Below are 17,670 nucleotides of genomic sequence, written 5' to 3'. Positions count from 1 at the left end.
GCTGGTTCCTGCGCGGAACCCGGGTCACCCTGGTGGGCAACCCGGCGCGGTTGCCCGATTATTCGGCCGCTGCGGCCAGTTCGACCGAGCAGAATTTACGGCCGAGCTTGCCCTCGTGGAACGCGACGCGGCCATCGACGAGCGCGAACAGGGTATGGTCCTTGCCCATGCCCACGTTGCGACCCGGATAGAACTTCGTCCCGCGCTGACGCACGAGGATGTTGCCGGCGACGGCTTCCTGGCCGCCGAACTTCTTCACGCCAAGGCGACGGCCGGCCGAATCACGACCGTTACGCGACGAACCGCCTGCTTTCTTATGTGCCATTGCGAACTACTCCTGGATTTCGTTGGGGTGGCGCGGCTGAAATTCAGGCGCCGACCGACACGATCTTCAGGATCGTGTGCTGCTGACGATGGCCGTTGCGACGACGATAGTTGTGGCGACGGCGCTTCTTGAAGACGATGACCTTGTCGGCCTTCGCCTGAGCGATGATCTCGGCGGCGACCGTGATGCCGTCGACGGCCTTCAGCTCCGAGCCTTCGCCCGCCAGCAGAACGTCACCCAGCGTCACCGACGCGCCGGCTTCGCCCTCGATCTTTTCGACGACGATCTTATCTCCGGCGGCGACGCGATACTGCTTGCCGCCCGTGCGCACGACTGCGAACATGGCTGTTATCACTTCCCAAATACATGGCTCCCGCGCGGGAATGCCCGTCGGGAAAGAACGGCCAGCTAGGCAAAGGTGGCCGGATTGTCAACCTGGGAATCTGTATTTCGCCCCGTTTTGCCATTCGAGTGATGTGTGGGCGGATTTGACCGGATTGGTCCTATTCTGGCGATGTTGCGCTGCAGCAACAATCGAATGACAAAATCATGAAACGATTGAAATGATAATTGCGGGCGCCGGGCTCGGACATATTCTGATGATCCGGGGCGGCGGGAAGACCGCTCTGTATCGGAAAAGGGGAATCTGATGCGCGCATTTCACGCCACGCTGTTGCTCGCCTCCGTTTCGGCGATCTGCCTGACATTGCCCGCCGCCGCACAGGTTGCCGCCCCGGCGCGCGCCCAAGGGGACGCGGCTGAGTCGCAGGACACGATCGTCGTGACGGGCAGCCGCATTCCCGGCCGCACGATCGCCGACAGCCCCGTGCCGGTCGACGTCATCGGTGGCGAGCAACTCACCAATGCGGGCTATACCGAGACGAACAAGCTGCTGAACCAGCTGGTGCCCTCGTTCAACTTCCCGCAACCGTCCATCACCGACGGCACCGACTCGCTGCGGCCCGCGACACTGCGTGGGCTCGCGCCGGACCAGACGCTGGTGCTGGTCAACGGCAAGCGGCGTCACCAGGCGGCGTTGCTCAACCTCAACGGATCGGTCGGACGCGGGTCGGGGGCGGTCGACCTGAACGAGATCATTCCCATCGCCATCGATCGGATCGAGATCCTGCGCGACGGTGCCTCCTCGCTCTATGGCTCGGACGCGATCGCGGGCGTCATCAATATCCAGTTGTCCAAGCGCAAGGGCATGCGCGGCTCGGTCACCTATGGCCAATATCGCACCGGCATGGACGGGGTGAAGGACGTGCTGGGCGTCCAGGCCGACGCGGCGGGCAATCCGGTGATCGCGGTGTCGGGCGGCACCAACCGCGCCAACGACATTTTGGGGCTCAACTACTCGCAGGACGACCGCGTGCGACATGACGGCGATACGCTGACCCTCGCCTCGTCGATCGGCCTGCCGATGGGAGAGGAGGGCTATTTCGTCTTTTCCAGCCAGTTCCGCGATCGCGATCCCACCCAACGCGCCGCCGCCGATCCGCGCCGTCAATATTTCCCGGGCGATCCGCGCGAGTTGACCGCCAACCGCTTCAACCATGCTTATGGCGACGGCAAGACGCGCGACATGAACCTGTTCGTGAACGCGGGCACGCGGATCGCCGGGCAGTTCGATCTCTATAGCTTCGGCTCCTACGGCATTCGGGACGGCCTGGGCGCCGGCTTCTTCCGGCGGCCCAATGATTCGCGCAACCGCGACTGGTCGGCCTCGACCACGACCTTCGTGCCTTATTATCCCAATGGCTTCCTGCCGTTCATCCGAGCCGAAATCGCCGATTATTCCGGCGCGGTCGGGGTGAAGGGGGAGATCGCCGATGGCTGGAACGCGGACCTGTCGGTCGTGCACGGCGCCAACGCGCTCGACTATTCGGTCGATAACAGCTTCAACACCTCGCTGGGCGGCGCGAACAGCCCCCGCAATTTCTACGCGGGCGGCATCCGCTTCGGCCAGACGGTCGCCAATCTCGACCTCAGCCATCGGTTCGATGTCGGTTTCCTGAAGTCGCTGGGCTTTGCCGCGGGCGGCGAGTTCCGCCGCGAGAATTTCCAGATCCGCGCGGGCAATCCGGCCAGCTACGTGAACGGCCCCTTCGTGCCCAACGGCGCGCCGGGCGGGGCGCAGGTCTTCCCCGGCTTCCGCCCGGCCAACGCGACCGATGTCTCGCGCAACAGCTTTGCCGGATATGTCGAGCTGGAGGCCGAGGTCAGCGACGCGCTGTCCGTCCAGGCGGCGGGCCGATACGAACATTATTCGGATTTCGGCAACACGGTGAACGGCAAGCTGGCGGGCCGGTTGCAACTCTTTCCCGGGGTCGCGCTACGCGGCTCGATCTCGACCGGCTTCCGCGCCCCTAGCCTTGCGCAGCAATATTTCAGCACCTCCTCGACCAACAATGTCGCGGGCACGCTGCTGGAAATTCTGACCGTGCCGGTGTCGAGCCCGCTGGCGATCGCGCTGGGCTCCAAGCCGCTCCAACCCGAAAAGGCGACCAATTTCGGCGGCGGTCTGACCTTCGATCCGATTCCCGGTTTCAACGTGACGGCCGATTATTACCAGATCCGCATTCGCGACCGGATCGTGCTCAGCGAAAACCTGCAAGGCGCCGCGGTCAATGCGCTGCTGCGGGCGCAGGGCTTTACGGGCGTCAACTCGGCGCGCTTCTTCGTCAACGGGGTCGATACCAAGACGCAAGGGGTGGACGTCATCGCCACCTACCGCGTGCCCGATTTCGGCTATGGCCGGGTCAGCCTGACCGCCGGGTTCAACTATAACGAGCAGGCGATTACCGGGCGGGCGTCACTTCCCTCGCTGCCGGGCCTGCTGGTGTTCGGCCGCGCCGAAAGCTACCGCCTGACCAGGGGGCAGCCCAACAGCAAGATCAATCTGGGCGCCGACTATGAACTGGGTCGCGTCTCCGCCACGATCCGCACCAATCGCTATGGCACCGTCTTCTCGGCGGGCAGCGCGACCGATCTCGCGATCGCGCCGGGGGCGGGGGCGGGCGACTTCACCCTGGCCCCCAAATGGATCACCGATGCCGAGATCCGGGTAAAGCCGATCGAGGCCCTGGAACTGGCGATCGGTGCGGACAATATCTTCGACATCTATCCCACCCGCTCGCCCGTCGGCGGCGCCAATGGGGTGAACAATTATTTCCTGCCTTATTCCAGCCTGTCGCCCTTCGGCTTCAACGGGCGGTTCCTCTATGCGCGGGCATCCGTGAATTTCTGAAGGCGCGCAGGCGGTCGGGACATGGGGCTCGGCCGTCGTCCGTCAATGCCGGTGTTCGCGCTTCAACAGATAGCGACCATCGGCATAGCCCGTGAACAGGCCCGAAATGGCGGGATGCTCGATGGGTTCGTCGCTGTCGTCGTGCAGCAGATTCTGCTGGCTCACATAGGCGACATAGCTCGACTCGGCATTCTCGGCGAGCAGGTGGTAGAAGGGCTGGTCCTTGGCCGGGCGGATCTGTTCGGGGATCGCGTCATACCATTCGTCGCTATTGGCGAAGACGGGGTCGACGTCGAAGATGACGCCGCGAATGTCGAACATGCGGTGGCGAACGACATCCCCGATCGCGAAACGTGCAGTCGCGATCATCGGGGCCTCCACATCCAGGCGTGAGGTGAGGGGGAGGGTGTCGGTCAGGTCCATGGCAACCAATTTAATGTCTTTGTCGCGCCGCACAAGTTTAGGCGCTTGCAATGCGCAAAAAGCTGATCTAACAGCGCGCCTCCAATTGACCAGCCCCATGCGGTTTCCCACCGCGTCGGACATCCTCGCGGAGAGGTGGCAGAGTGGTCGAATGCACCGCACTCGAAATGCGGCGTACCGGCAACGGTACCGAGGGTTCGAATCCCTCCCTCTCCGCCACTTACCTCATGATCGCCGATGACCGGCTATAACGGTCAAGATGCCCAGCAGCTTGCCGGGCGGTCGGGTTCCCTTCCATCTGCTGGAGAAGCGATCCGATGCGCGGGTCGATGATGTCGCCCAGAGTTCGGTTGGCGCGCCTCTCTGTGGACCGGGCTTTGCGCTGGGGCTGGCGGCCTTCCATCTTTAAGCGAGGGTGGACGGCCGGTTGAGAATGCGGCAACCGATCCGGTCTTCGGCGACCGCGGGGGACGACTTTGCCGCCAACCTGCAGCAATGCCCGCGCCGGTGCGCCAACCCTCGATGATCCGGATGTCGGGAAAGAGGAAAGGGACGCCCCGCTCAATCCGTAGTGACACAGTGCCTGAACGGGGCGCCGAGGACGTGCGGAAGCTCGACCTCACAGGCGCAGTAACGTGCTTTGATGACAAAAGCTGCGCCTTCCTGCGGAATAGCCAAAATAAACTCGGTTGCGGGGTGATGGTTGTCACAAAATTGACGCGGGTATGTCACCGAAGTTTCTTCCAATCTGCATCTTGGCGTCATGAGACGCGCCTAACGCCCAGGACGGGATCGGCAGGGGGACTAGTCTTTGCGTCGGTCATCGGGCGGCGTTCGCCCGGCTTAGCAACGATAAGATCGGGAGTTTTTCGGCGATGGGCAGCTTCAAGCGCTTCGGCCTCATTCTCATGACCAGCTCGGCCTGCGCGGCCCTTTCCGCGTGCGGCGGTGCCGACAGCGTGGCCTCGCCGGGGGCGGGCAGCGTCGTCATCGTCCAGCCCCAGCCAACGCCGACCCCCGCGCCCACGGCTTCGCCGACCGCCAACATCACCGCGGCGAAGTTCGCCGTCGCAACCACGGTCAACGGCGTGACGATCACTCCCGATGAGCAGCTGGCGATCGTCAACGCGGGATCGAACAACAATGTCAACGGCGTCGGCTCGACGCTGAACGGCGTTTATCCGACCAGCAACACCTCGCTGACCACCGCCACCGACCCGTCGATCATCAACGGCTTCTTCACCTCGACCAACTTCGTCGGCGCGCTGAACGGCCCGAGCGACACGGCCTTCCAGGGCTGGACCTGCAGTTCGACCTCGGCCGAGTTCGGCGGCTCGGGCGCGCGCTGTACGGCGGTTCCGTCGATCGGCACCTATGCCGCCGCGACCTCGGTCTGCCCGACCGGCACGACGGACGACGGCACCAACAGCTCGTCCTCGCCGACGCTCCGCTTCTGCCGCCTGCCGCAGAACATCACGGCTGACCTAACGCTGCCGAAGATCGCGGGCGTCGTCTACCGCCTGCGCGGCCAGACCGAAGTCGGTACCGATCTGGGTTCGACCGGCGGCACCGGCGTCACGCTGACCATCGCACCGGGCGTGGTGGTCGCGGCGGACTCGACCGAGGCGACCAACGATCTGCTGCTCGTCAATCGCGGCTCGAAGATTTCGGCAGTCGGTACGCGCGACGCGCCGATCATCTTCACCTCGCAACAGAATCTGGCCACCAACGGCGTGTCCGACGCAACCCAGGGTCAGTGGGGCGGCATCATCCTGCTCGGCCGCGCGCCGACCGCCGTTTGCGCCACCGGCACCGGCCCCAACAACGCCGCCGGTTCATCGACCACCTGCCAGCTGGCGATCGAGGGCGTGACGGGGCGCTTCTATGGCGGCGCGAACACGACCGACTCGTCGGGCCAGATGTCTTATGTCCAGATCCGCTATTCGGGCATTGCCATTTCGGACGGCAACGAGCTTCAGGGCCTGACCCTGGGCGGCACCGGGTCGGGAACCGTGCTGGACCATATCCAGAGCCACAACTCGGCCGATGACGGCATCGAGATCTTCGGTGGTACGTCGAACCTGAAATATATCGCGATCACCGGCGCGGACGATGACGGCTTCGACATTGACAATGGCTATCGCGGCTTCATGCAGTTCCTGATCGCGGCGCAGCGGACCATCGGCGCGACCGCCGACAGCTTCTCGACCGAGATCGACTCGAACAATGCCGAGGATCTGCTGCCGCGCACGTTCGGTCGCTATGCCAACTTCACCTTCGTCCAGACCGCGCTCGCGCCCGCCGCGATCCGGCTGCGTGGCGGGGCCGACATGACCTTCATCAACGGCATCGTGAAGGCGCCGACGAACGTCGCCTGCGTCAACCTGGTCGCGGGCGCGGGTTCGGGCGCGGATCGCACCACGATCCGCGGTGCCAGCACCGACCTGCAGGATGTCGGCCCGCCGGTCTTCACCTCGGTCTATTTCAGCTGCGACGGCCGCTAAGGCCCGGCACGACCCGGTGCCCGGCCTGGACCGGGCACTGACGGCAGGCCGGGGCGGCGATCATCGCTGCCCCGGCTTTTCCCCATAGAATCTGACACGGGACGACCCGGCCATGCAGCGACGCCTCGCTTATGCCTCCCTCCTTCTGCTGACCTCGCAGCTTGTTGCGCCCGCTCTTCTGGCGCAGACGGCGGGCGGGGCGACGCCAGCTCCGGCGCAGACCAGCACCACCGCGACCAGCCCCGACGGGCAGGCAACGCCGCAAAGCCAGACGCCCACGGGCCAGGACGGCCAGTCGGCGGACGAGCCGGTTGAAATCTCCGCGCCCGGCGTCGATGCCACGGCGGGCAACGAGATCGTCGTCGTCGGCCGCAACATCCCCAACACGATCCGCGCCACGCCGCAGATCGTCTCGGTCCTGTCGGCTGCCGACATTGCACGCACGGGCGAGGGCGACATTGCGGGCGCGCTGACCCGCGTCACCGGCCTGTCGGTCGTGGGCGGCGGCTTCGTCTATGTCCGGGGCTTGGGCGACCGTTATTCCTCGTCGCTGCTCAACGGCTCGCCGTTGCCCAGCCCCGAGCCGCTGCGCCGCTCGGTCCCGCTCGACATCTTCCCGACCACCATCGTCGGATCGGCGCTGGTCCAGAAGACCTATTCGGTCAATTATCCCGGCGAGTTCGGCGGCGGCGTCATCAACCTGACGACCAAGGCGATCCCGAACAAGAGCTTCATCTCGGGCGGTTTCACCGTCGCGGCGGACGACGCGACGACCAGCGAGCTGGGCTATACCTATGCGGGCGGCGATGCCGACTGGCTGGGCTTCGACGACGGCACGCGCGGCGTGCCGCAGTTCGTGCGTGACGTGCAGGCGGGCAAGGGCTCGGGGCTGGTCCCCGCCGCGCAGGTCGCACGGCTGTCCAACGCCTCGACCACCTTGCTCCAGCGCAACAACCAGCTGCCTGCGAATCTGTCGGGCGAGATTTCGGCCGGGTCGGTCTTCGACATCGGCAGCGACCGTCTGGGCGTGATCTCTTCGCTGTCCCTGTCCAACACCTTCCGCACCCGCTCGGCGATCCAGCAGGATTCGGTGTCGGCGGACGGCACGATCCGCAACGATTTCCGCACGCTGCTGACCGACAACCGAATCGTCGCCAATGCGCTGGTGGGGCTGGGTTATGAGTTCGGCGACAACACGGTGCGCTGGACCAATGTCTATATCCACGACACGCTGAAGCAGGCGCGCGGCTCGGCGGCCGAGGTCTATAACAATGCCAGCGGGCTTCGCTTCCAGCAGAACACCAACTGGTTCGAGCGCCAGCTGATCGAAAGCCAGCTGGTCGGCGAGTTCAAGCTGACCGATGCGCTGAAGTTCGACGCGCGCGGCGCCTTCGCCAACTCGAAGCGCAACGCGCCCTATGAGCGTCAGTTCGACTATCTCTGCTCGGCGCGGACCAGCAACGGTCTGCCCATCAGCTATGACGGCGGCAACGGCGCGGGCGGCTTCCAGTGCAACGGTGCCTATCAGGTGACGCAGCGCTTCACCCCCTTCGCCTCGATCATCTTCTCGGAATTGAACGAGAATCTTTGGACGGGCCAGGCCGATCTTTCCTACAAGATCGACGGTGAACGCCCGATCACGCTGAGTACCGGCTATTTCTACCAGGGCACGGATCGCTATTCGAGCCGTATCCAGTTCAACTACCAGACCAGCGACGGGGCGGGCACCGCGCCGGGCTTCCCGTACAATCTCTATCGCCCGGACTATCTGCTGAGCCCGGACGTCATCAACAACGCCTGTCCGCTGCGCGGGCAGGGGGCGTGTACGCTCCAGCTGCAATTCTCGACGCAGGCCGGTGCCTATGCGTACGATGCCAAGCTGAACGTCCATGCCGGTTACGTCCAGGCCGAGGCGGAGGTCGCCAACGGCCTGCGCGCGGTGGCGGGGGGCCGCTATGAAACGGCGGTCGAGACGGTGACGCCGGTGCAGAGCACCACGACGCGGTTGAAGAACAACTATTTCCTCCCCGCCGGCACGCTGACCTGGAACTTCGCCGCCGACATGCAGCTGCGTGCGAGCGGTGCCAAGACCATCTCGCGCCCGCAGTTCCGCGAATTGGCGCCCCAGCAGTTCCGCGACCCGGACTCGGATCGCCTGTTCTTCGGTAATCCGAACCTGCGCGACAGCGAGCTGTGGAATCTGGAGGCGCGCTACGAATGGTTCTATGCGCGTGACCAGCGCTTCACGCTGGCGGGCTTCTACAAGCGGATCAAGAACCCGATCGAGCAGGTCGGCTTCTATACCGGCGCGGACGATCGGTTGCAGACCGGCTTCACCTATCTGCCCTCGGCGATCCTGTACGGTGCCGAAGTCGAGTTGCAGAAATATGTGCCGCTGGCGGGCCTGGGCGGCGACTTTTTCGCCACCCGCCGCCTGGTCGCGATCGCGAACTACACCTACACCAAGTCTAAGATCAACGCGGACGCATCCTGCGTGCCCAACCCGGCATCGGCGCAGGGCTCGCCGGGTCTGGCGGGCTGTGCCTCTGGCTTCGGCCCGGCGCGGCTGCTGTTCCGCGATGGTGCGTCGCTGACCGGCCAGTCGGACCATCTGGTCAACCTTCAGCTGGGCATGGAGGACACCGCCGCGCTGTCGCAGGTCACGCTGCTGTTCAACTATGCCAGCAACCGCGTGACCAATCGTGGGCCGTCCAACCTGTCGGGTACGGGGTTCCAGCCCGACATCGTCGAAGTGCCGGGCATCCGCCTCGACCTCGTCGCGCGCCAGGGCTTCGAGCTGATGGGCGGCAAGTTCGAGCTGAAGGCCGAGGCGCGCAACCTGACCCGCACGCGGTATAACGAGCGGCAGGATTTCGGGAATGGCCGGTTCGTCTATCTGAACCGCTATAATCTGGGTCGCGTGTTCTCGCTGGGGATCAGCACGACCTTCTGATTATTGCGGGGTGTAGGAAGGGCCGTCGTCCGGAGTGATCCGGGCGGCGGCCTTTTCGTTTGGGATGGGGGAAGCGCGTGGGCTTCGACTTCGCTCAGCCTGAACGGCTGTTTGTATAAAGCCCCAAACTCCCACCACCGTTCAGGCTGAGCGAAGTCGAAGCCCAAGGGATACGGTTCGCCCCGCGTGAAACAGATATGACCAAGATGTTTCGGGGCTTTGACGCCGGGCTGTAACATGCCATGCCTAGACCCCGAAAATGCGTACGGGGTGGGTTTCATGCGGTTGAGGCTCGACGCGCGCGGACGTCGCTGGTTGCGACGGCTGCCGGTCGTGAATGTGTATTCGGTGGCCGAACTGGCGCTGATGGCGGTCCTCGCCGTTCAGGGCGCGCGGCTGCTATGGGTGATCGTCACTCCCGTCTCGCCGCTGGGCGAGTGGCGGCCGCTGGCGCCCGCCATCGCGGGGTCTCCCGCGGCCATCCTCGAAGGCTTCGACCCGTTCTTCCGACTGCAGGGGCAGCAGGCCGCCCCCGCCGCCGTTACCACATTGCAACTGACGCTGTTCGGCACGCGGCTGGACGAGGCATCGGGGCGCGGCTCGGCGATCCTGGCCGGGCCGGACGGTGTGCAGCGTTCGGTGTCGGTCGGCGAGGAGATCCAGCCCGGCGTCATGCTGAAGTCGGTCGCCTTCGATCACATCACCATCGATCGTGGTGGCGCGACCGAGGACCTGTATCTCGACCAGTCCGATGCGCCTACTGCCGCCGCCGGGGTTTCCACGCCGGGTGCGCCATCGGTGCAAGCGCCCGGATCGGTCCCCCCGGCGGGCGGCGTCGCGATCGCGCAGTTGCGAAGCGACATCGGCTTCATCCCCCGGCTCGACGGCGGGCGCGTCTCGGGGCTGGTCGTCCGGCCGGTGGGGTCGGGTGCCGCGTTCCGCGCGGCGGGCCTGCGCGAGGGCGATATCGTCACCGCGCTTGGCGGGCGTCCGGTGACGGGGCCGGGCGACATCGACCGTCTGGCGGCGGATTTCGCCCAGGGCGGTTCTCTTTCCATCACGGTCGAGCGGGGCGATCAGACGCTGCCGCTCTCCCTTCAGATTGCGGCACCACGGCCATGAAGAAGCTCGTCCTCGGTTCGGTTCTGGCGCCAATGATGGCCGTCGCCCTGGCGGCGGGTGCGCACGCCCAGACCACGCTCAACGTCCGCGATGCCGATATCCGCGCCTTCATCGCCGACGCCGCCAAGGTGACGGGGCGGACCTTCATCATCGACAGCCGGGTCAACGGCAAGGTGACGGTGGTCACCGACCGGCCGCTGTCCAAGTCCGAATATTTCGAGATTTTCCTGTCCACCCTCCGCTCCAACGGGCTGGTCGCGGTGCCCAGCGCGGGCGGCGCGTTCCGCGTGCAGCCGATCGACAATGCCGCCTCGCAGCCCAGCCGGATCGGCCTGGGCGGTGCGAACCGCAATTCCTATGTGACCGAGATCATCCGCCTGCGTGCGATCGATGCCAACAGCGCGTTGGAGACGGTGCGCCCGCTGGTCAGCGCGCAAGGGTCGGTGACGGCCAACCGCGCGGGCAACAGCCTGGTCGTGGTTGACTTCGCCGATAATATCCGCCGCATTCGCGAGGTCGTGCGCCGGATCGACGCGGACAACGCCTCGACCCGCGTCATCGCGCTGCGCAATGCGGGTGCGCGCGAGATCGCGACCGCGCTCCAGACGCTGGCGGGCGGCGGCGGCGGCGGCGGTGGTGCGGGGCAGGGCGGCGCGCCGAGCCAGGGATCGACCGGCGTGTCGGTGGTCGCCATCGACAGTTCGAACTCGATCGCGCTGCGTGGCGATCCGTCGAGCGTGTCGCGCTTCGCCCAGATCGCGCAGGACCTGGATAACAAGGCCAAGAGCGGGACCGAGATTCGCGTCGTCTTCCTCGAAAACGCCGATGCCGAGCAGTTGCTGCCGGTGCTCCAGCAACTGGTCGGCCAACAGCCCGATCCGGTGCAGGAAACCACTCTGTCGCGCGGCAGCTTCACCCAGACCAATGCGCAGGCGGGATCGGCGGCGGGCACCTCGATCGCGCAGCGCGTCCAGCCGGTCGCCCAGCCCCAGGCGACGAGCGCGCCGGGTGCAGGCGGCCAGAACGGGCAGCCGCCCGCGATCAGCACGCAAGGCGGCCGGACGGCGGCGGTCGTCACTCGCTTCGTCGGCGCGAACGCCATCGTGATCGCCGGGCCCGCCGATATCCAGCGCCAGATCGGCGAGGTCATCCGCCAGCTCGACGTGCGCCGCGAACAGGTGCTGATCGAGGCGATCGTCGCCGAAGTCTCCGACCAGACCGCCCGGCGGCTGGGCGCACAGTTCCTCCTCGGGAGCCTGTCGGGCGGGGCCTTCGCCGCCTCGACCTATGGCAATACCGCGCCCAACATCCTCCAAATCGCGGGCGCGGTGGGTGCCAACACGATCGGCGGCACCACGACGACGGTCGTCGCCCCCGACGGCACGCGCACCACGACCAACGTCCCCAACCAGGCCTATAGCCAGCTGACCCAGTCGGCGGTGCAGTCGATCCTCGGCACGACGGGCGGCTTTGCGGGCTGGGGTGGCAAGATCGGCGACACGGTATTCGGCGCGATCATCAACGCGGTGAAGAGCGACACCACCTCCAACCTGCTCCAGGTGCCGCACATCATCACGCTGGACAACCAGCAGGCGCACAGCCTGGTGGGCCAGGAAATTCCGATTACGACCGGCCAGGCACTGTCGCCCAATTTCGACAATGCCTTCCGCACGGTGCAGCGGCAGAATGTCGGCATCCAGCTGGACGTGAAGCCGCAGGTCAATGCGGGTGGTTCGCTGAAACTCTATGTCCGCCTGGAGGTCAGCTCGATTGCCGGGCCGGTGTCGAGCAACAACAGCGAACTGATCCTCAACAAGCGCGCGTTCGAGAATGTCTTCACCCCCGATGACGGCCAGATCACGGTCATCGGCGGCCTGCTCGACGATAACGAGCGGCGCACGATCGAGAAAATTCCGTTGCTGGGCGACATTCCGGGCATCGGCGCACTGTTCCGCTCAAAGGCGCGCAGCCGGTCGAAGACCAATCTGATGGTCTTCATCCGCCCGACGATCCTGCGCACGCCCGAAGACAGCCGCCGCGTCACCGAACAGCGTTACGGCTATCTTCGTCAACTTCAGGGCTATGCCCAGCCCGGCGTCGAGCCTTCGATCGACGAGCTGGTCCGCGATTACATGAACGCCGCGCCGCCGATCCCGCACGCGCCGATGCCCGGCAATATCGAGGACCCGCGCATCGCGGTGCCCGTCGCCAAGTCGGTCGAACCGATCAAGCGCCGTGACTGACGCGCGGGAACCCCTGCCCACGGGGGACACCGTCCCCCTGCCACTGGGCACGCCCCTCCCGCAGGCGGGAGGGGATGGGGGAGGGCACCCCGCTCTCCCGCTCCCCACGCCCGACGAAGCGCTGGAACTGGTCGCCCCACTGACCATCCCCTACGGCTTCGCGCGCAAGTTCGGCACGGTAGTCCACACCGCCGACCCGCTGACCATCGCCTTGCGCGAAGGCGCCGATCCACGCGCGCTGATCGAGCTGCGCCGTCATATCGGCCGCCCCTTCGCCATCGCCCGCGTCGAGGGCCCCGCCTTCGACCGCCTGCTGTCCGACGCCTATGCGATGGACGGACAGGCGACCGCGATTGCGGCGGTGGGCATGGGCGACGAGCTGGACATGCTGGCCGACGGTATCCCGACCGCCGAGGATCTGCTCGACACCGCCGACGACGCGCCCGCCATCCGGCTCATCAACGGCATCATCGCCGACGCCGCGCGCAACGGCGTGTCGGACATCCATATCGAGCCCTATGAGACCGGCCTCGTGGTGCGTATGCGCATCGACGGCGTGCTGCGCGAGACGCTGCGCATGCCGCCGCATGTCGCCCCGGTCGTGGTCAGCCGTATCAAGGTCATGGCCCGCCTCGACATCGCCGAACGCCGGGTGCCGCAGGACGGGCGCATGGCGCTGACGCTGGGCGGCAAGCTGCTCGACGTGCGTGTCTCGACCCTGCCCAGCCGGGCGGGCGAGCGGGTGGTGCTGCGTATCCTCGACAAGGAGAATGCCGGGATCGACCTCGACGCGCTGGGCATGAACCCGGCCATGTACGCGCTGCTGCGCGAGGCGTTGAGCGAACCCAACGGCATCATCCTCGTCACCGGACCTACGGGTTCGGGCAAGACGACCAGCCTCTATGCCGCGTTGCGCCTGCTCAACGATGGCAGCCGCAACATCCTGACCGTCGAGGATCCGGTCGAATATGCGGTCGAGGGGGTGGGGCAGACCCAGGTCAATGCCAAGGTCGGGCTGACCTTCGCGGCGGGGTTGCGCGCGATCCTGCGCCAGGACCCAGACGTGGTGATGGTCGGCGAAATCCGCGACCGCGAAACGGCCGAGATCGCGGTGCAGGCCTCGCTGACCGGGCACCTCGTGCTGTCGACCGTCCATACCAACGACGCGGTCGGCGCGATCACCCGGATGCGCGACATGAAGGTCGAGCCGTTCCTGCTCGCCTCCACCCTGCGGGCCGTCATCGCGCAGCGGCTGGTGCGGCGGCTGTGCCCGGCGTGCAAGCGCCCGGTGGAGGCGAAGGAAACGGTCGCACCGCTGCTCGGCATCGATGCCCATGCCACCGTCTATGAGGCAGGCGGCTGTCCGCAGTGCAACGGCTCGGGCTATAAGGGCCGGACGGGCGTGTACGAGGCGGTACGCGTCGACGACACCATCCGGCGGCTCATCAACGAAGGCGGCGACGAACAGGCGATCGCCGCATACGCCTTTGCCCGGCAGCAACCGCTGGCGGCGGTGGCGCGGGCGCTGGTGCTGGACGGCGTGACCACGGCCGAGGAAGCCATCCGCGTGTCCCGCCGCGACTCCGACGCGGGGTGATGGGGGTGCGCACGCTCCTCATTTCCTGTTCCCCCGCGAAGGCGGGGGCCCAGTGCCTTGGCCGTATCGGGGGCAGCGCTGCGGCTAAGCATGTCATGGGTTCACGCGAAGACGCGGAGACGCGGAGAAGAAAGGGATGTTCGCGCGGAGGCGCGGAGGGTGCAGAGGTGTCTCGTGCGCGGCAGTGCACGGCCCTTTCAATTGGCCGAGAAAGGAAGGCCGCTGGCGCGGCAAGAACAACATCTCTGCACCCTCTGCGCCTCCGCGCGAACCCATATTCTCTTCGCGGCTTCGCGGCTTCGCATGAGACAGAATGGCGATTCCCCACGCCTCAAGGCAACTGGGCCCCCGCCTCCGCGGGGGAACAGGGCAAAGTGAAGGCGCACTGACATGGCCGGGTTCGACTATGTCGCGATCGACACCAAGGGTGCGGAGAAGCGCGGGTTCATCCCCGCCGAGACCGCCGACGCCGCCCGCGCCGCTCTGGAGAGGCAGCGGCTCTATGTCGTCTCGATCAAGCCGGGCAGCGGCGACACCGCCGAACGTCGTCCGCTGTTCGGGCTGAAGCTCGGCCGCGCGCGTATGTCGGTCAAGCAGCTGACCCTGTTCACCCGCCAGCTCGCCACGCTCAACCGCGTCTCGCCGCTGGAGGAGTCGCTTCGCACCATCACCCGCCAGACCGAGCAGGAGCGGGTGCGTGCGATCGTCGCGACGGTGCATCAGGGCGTGACCGAGGGCCGCCGCCTGGCCGATGCGATGGCGCGCGAGCCCAAGAGCTTCCCGCCGCTCTATCGCGCGATGGTGGCGGCGGGGGAGAGTTCGGGCACGCTGCCGACCATCCTCGAACGCCTCGCCGCGCTGCTGGAGCGACAGGCGGAGATTCGCGGCAAGCTCATCACCGCGCTCGCCTATCCGACGATCCTGGCGGTCGTGGCGATGGGCGTCGTCACCGCGCTGATGATGTTCGTCGTGCCGCAGGTGGTCGAGCAATTCGATACCGTCGGGCAGGAACTGCCCTTCCTGACGCGCATGGTCATCACCGTGTCGGACCTGCTGGTGGGCTGGTGGTGGCTGATGGCGGGGATCGCCGTTATTGCGGGGCTGGGCTTCTGGCGCGCCCTGAAGGTGCCGTCGATCCGGCTGTCCTTCGACACCTGGCTGTTGAAGCTGCCGCTGCTCGGCCGGTTGCTGCGCGACCTGCATGCGGCGCGGATGGCGCGCACGCTGGGGACGATGGTCGCCAGCCGGTTGCCGCTGCTCGAAGGGCTGACGCTGACGGCGGGCACGATCCACAACCGGCGGCTGCGGGTCGCCTCCGACGCCATCGTCGATTCGATCCGGGGCGGCGGCAGCCTGTCGGCGGCGATGCGGCGGGCGGGGGTGTTCCCGCCGCTGCTCACCTATCTGGCGGCCAGCGGCGAGGCGGCCGGGCGGCTGGACGAGATGCTGGAGCGCGCCGCCGATTATCTGGAGCGTGAGTTCGACCGCTTCACCGCCACCGCTTTGTCGCTGCTGGAGCCCGCGATCATCGTCGTGATGGGCGGCGTGGTCGCGACGATCGTGCTATCCATCCTGCTGCCCATCCTCCAGCTCAACACGCTGGCGGGTCAATGAGACGAGAGGACATGTTGATGCGTACCCCACCCCCCCGACGGATCCGCCGCAAGCGCCCCGCCAACGGCTTCACGCCCCGTCGGCGTTCCGCCGAACACGGCTTCACGCTGGTCGAGCTGATGGTCGTGATCGTCATCATCGGCCTGCTGGCGACGATCGTGGCGCTGAACGTCCTCCCCTCGGGCGACACCGCGCGTGTGCAGAAGGCGAAGGCCGACATCGCGCAGATCGAGGGCGGGCTGGAGATGTACAAGCTCCAGAACCTGACCTTCCCGACGACGTCGCAGGGGTTGCAGGCGCTGGTCACGATGCCCGCTGGCCTCGCCGATCCGTCGCGCTACCAGAAGGGCGGCTATCTCAAGAAGCTGCCCGATGATCCCTGGGGCCGTCCGTATCTCTACGCTTCGCCCGGCCAGCATGGCGAGGCGGATGTCTGGACGTACGGCGCCGACGGCAAGGAAGGCGGCGAGGGGATCAACGCGGATATCGGCAACTGGGATAAGTGACGCAAGCTGCCCGCCTCGATGCCATCCGTGGCGGGCGTAGGGCGTGGCCTTCGACTTCGCTCAGGCTGAACGGGGCGAGGAACCTTGCCCCAACCTCCGTTCGCACTGAGCGACGTCGAAGTGCACGGGTCACCGGCTTCACCCTGGTCGAGCTGATGGTCGTCATCACCGTGATCGGCCTGGCGTCGGCCATCGCGGTCTGGTCGCTGCCCGACCGGCGCGGACGGGTCGCGGACGAGGCGTTGCGCTTCGCCGCGCGTGTCCGCGCCGCGCATGACGTCGCGGTGGTCGAGGCGTCGCCGGTCAGCATCTGGGTGACGCGCGGCGGCTATGGCTTCGACCGGCGGGCGAACGGCGCGTGGAGCCCGATGACGGTCAAACCCTTGCGCGTCGCCCAGTGGGAGGACGGCACCCAGGCGATGATCCCCGATGCGAGCGGACGGGTGCGGATCACCTTCGATGTGACGGGCCTCGCCGACCGCCCGGTCGAGCTGCGCCTGACCCGCGATCGCGCGAGCAGCGTCGTACGAATCGGCGCGGACGGCACGGTGCGCGTCGATGGGTGAGTCGAATCTCAATCCTCCCCGGCACGGGGAGGGGGACCATGCGCAGCATGGTGGAGGGGGCGTGCCGCAAGCGGCGTCCTTTGTGGAAGCCCCCCTCCGTCAGCGCTGCGCGCTGCCACCTCCCCGTGCCGGAGAGGAGGGCTTCACCCTGATCGAGATCATGGTCGCGCTGGCGGTGTTCAGCTTGGCGGCGATGGCGCTGGTGCGGCTGGAGAGCGCGACGATCCGGGGCGCCGGGATCCTCGACGAAACCGTGGTGGCGCAGATGGTCGCGCGCAACGTCGCGATCGCCGCCGTCACCGACCCGCAGGCGCCCGCGCTCGGCCGGACGAGCGGGGTGGAGGTGAATGGCGGGCGCAGCTGGAAATGGACTCGGATCGTCAGCGGCACGGGTGACGCACGGGTGGTGCGGATCGATGTGGCGGTGGCCAATGCGGGCGGTAGTGTCGCCGGGCGGATGACGATGGTGCGCCCGCCCATGGCCGCGCCGCCGGTCGGGGTTTCGGCGTCGTGAAGCACAATGCCTGCCCGTTCCCCCGCGAAGGCGGGGGCCTAGTGCCTTTGACG

13 protein-coding genes and 1 tRNA gene are annotated in these 17,670 nt (G+C 66.7%); 11 read left to right on the top strand and 3 right to left on the bottom strand.

What is annotated here, in order from left to right; translation table 11 throughout:
- Positions 1–58: 58 nt before the first annotated feature.
- Positions 59–325: a 50S ribosomal protein L27 gene (gene rpmA, locus AC1GI4_RS06890; RefSeq protein ID WP_230482215.1), complete on the bottom strand. Its 267-nt coding sequence runs from the start codon at positions 323–325 to the stop codon at positions 59–61.
- Between the two features lie 43 nt (positions 326–368).
- Positions 369–668, bottom strand: coding sequence for a 50S ribosomal protein L21 (rplU, locus tag AC1GI4_RS06885; protein WP_007405484.1), 300 nt, complete (start codon positions 666–668; stop codon positions 369–371).
- A 306-nt stretch (positions 669–974) separates the two neighbouring features.
- Here rplU and AC1GI4_RS06880 point away from each other — a divergent pair, with 306 nt between their 5' ends.
- Positions 975–3,575, top strand: coding sequence for a TonB-dependent receptor plug domain-containing protein (locus tag AC1GI4_RS06880; protein WP_479629042.1), 2,601 nt, complete (start codon positions 975–977; stop codon positions 3,573–3,575).
- Positions 3,576–3,617: 42 nt separating this feature from the next.
- On the opposite strand, the gene hspQ is transcribed toward AC1GI4_RS06880, so the two are convergent.
- Complete coding sequence (hspQ, locus tag AC1GI4_RS06875) at positions 3,618–3,944, bottom strand: heat shock protein HspQ (protein ID WP_479629041.1); 327 nt, start codon at positions 3,942–3,944, stop codon at positions 3,618–3,620.
- Positions 3,945–4,127: 183 nt separating this feature from the next.
- Between hspQ and AC1GI4_RS06870 the strand changes: the two genes are divergently transcribed.
- The 10 genes from AC1GI4_RS06870 to gspI all read left to right on the top strand — a co-directional run bounded on the left by AC1GI4_RS06870 (position 4,128) and on the right by gspI (position 17,617).
- Positions 4,128–4,217, top strand: a tRNA-Ser gene (locus AC1GI4_RS06870).
- 656 nt (positions 4,218–4,873) lie between these two features.
- Positions 4,874–6,502 carry a hypothetical protein gene (locus tag AC1GI4_RS06865; protein WP_479629040.1) on the top strand — a complete coding sequence of 543 codons (1,629 nt, stop codon included), beginning with the start codon at positions 4,874–4,876 and terminating at the stop codon, positions 6,500–6,502.
- Between the two features lie 112 nt (positions 6,503–6,614).
- Positions 6,615–9,455 carry a TonB-dependent receptor domain-containing protein gene (locus tag AC1GI4_RS06860; RefSeq protein WP_479629039.1) on the top strand — a complete coding sequence of 947 codons (2,841 nt, stop codon included), beginning with the start codon at positions 6,615–6,617 and terminating at the stop codon, positions 9,453–9,455.
- A 279-nt stretch (positions 9,456–9,734) separates the two neighbouring features.
- Positions 9,735–10,577, top strand: a complete 843-nt coding sequence (locus AC1GI4_RS06855) for a type II secretion system protein N (protein WP_479629038.1) — start codon at positions 9,735–9,737, stop codon at positions 10,575–10,577.
- A complete protein-coding gene (gene gspD / locus AC1GI4_RS06850; protein WP_479629037.1) occupies positions 10,574–12,820 on the top strand; it encodes a type II secretion system secretin GspD in 2,247 nt (748 codons plus the stop codon). The genes AC1GI4_RS06855 and gspD overlap by 4 nt, the downstream gene beginning before the upstream one ends.
- Before the next feature lie 121 nt (positions 12,821–12,941).
- Positions 12,942–14,417: a type II secretion system ATPase GspE gene (gene gspE, locus AC1GI4_RS06845; protein WP_479630367.1), complete on the top strand. Its 1,476-nt coding sequence runs from the start codon at positions 12,942–12,944 to the stop codon at positions 14,415–14,417.
- A 390-nt stretch (positions 14,418–14,807) separates the two neighbouring features.
- A complete protein-coding gene (gene gspF, locus AC1GI4_RS06840; RefSeq protein ID WP_479629036.1) occupies positions 14,808–16,031 on the top strand; it encodes a type II secretion system inner membrane protein GspF in 1,224 nt (407 codons plus the stop codon).
- A gap of 17 nt (positions 16,032–16,048) precedes the next feature.
- Positions 16,049–16,537: a type II secretion system major pseudopilin GspG gene (gene gspG, locus AC1GI4_RS06835; protein ID WP_294271551.1), complete on the top strand. Its 489-nt coding sequence runs from the start codon at positions 16,049–16,051 to the stop codon at positions 16,535–16,537.
- Between the two features lie 65 nt (positions 16,538–16,602).
- Positions 16,603–17,103, top strand: coding sequence for a GspH/FimT family pseudopilin (locus AC1GI4_RS06830; protein ID WP_479630366.1), 501 nt, complete (start codon positions 16,603–16,605; stop codon positions 17,101–17,103).
- Positions 17,104–17,185: 82 nt separating this feature from the next.
- Entirely contained in the window at positions 17,186–17,617 is a 432-nt protein-coding gene (gspI, locus tag AC1GI4_RS06825; RefSeq protein WP_294271553.1) for a type II secretion system minor pseudopilin GspI, read from the top strand.
- The last annotated feature ends 53 nt before the right edge of the window (positions 17,618–17,670 follow it).

Source organism: Sphingomonas sp. 77B (assembly GCF_056497825.1).
Note: the sequence above shows the minus strand (reverse complement) of the source record. Positions and strands in the feature narration are given on the sequence as shown.

Coding starts and splice junctions, on each gene's coding strand:
- rpmA (WP_230482215.1), bottom strand. CDS start 325: ATGGCACATAAGAAAGCAGGCGGTTCGTCGCGTAACGGTCGTGATTCG.
- rplU (WP_007405484.1), bottom strand. CDS start 668: ATGTTCGCAGTCGTGCGCACGGGCGGCAAGCAGTATCGCGTCGCCGCC.
- AC1GI4_RS06880 (WP_479629042.1), top strand. CDS start 975: ATGCGCGCATTTCACGCCACGCTGTTGCTCGCCTCCGTTTCGGCGATC.
- hspQ (WP_479629041.1), bottom strand. CDS start 3,944: ATGATCGCGACTGCACGTTTCGCGATCGGGGATGTCGTTCGCCACCGC.
- AC1GI4_RS06865 (WP_479629040.1), top strand. CDS start 4,874: ATGGGCAGCTTCAAGCGCTTCGGCCTCATTCTCATGACCAGCTCGGCC.
- AC1GI4_RS06860 (WP_479629039.1), top strand. CDS start 6,615: ATGCAGCGACGCCTCGCTTATGCCTCCCTCCTTCTGCTGACCTCGCAG.
- AC1GI4_RS06855 (WP_479629038.1), top strand. CDS start 9,735: ATGCGGTTGAGGCTCGACGCGCGCGGACGTCGCTGGTTGCGACGGCTG.
- gspD (WP_479629037.1), top strand. CDS start 10,574: ATGAAGAAGCTCGTCCTCGGTTCGGTTCTGGCGCCAATGATGGCCGTC.
- gspF (WP_479629036.1), top strand. CDS start 14,808: ATGGCCGGGTTCGACTATGTCGCGATCGACACCAAGGGTGCGGAGAAG.
- gspG (WP_294271551.1), top strand. CDS start 16,049: ATGCGTACCCCACCCCCCCGACGGATCCGCCGCAAGCGCCCCGCCAAC.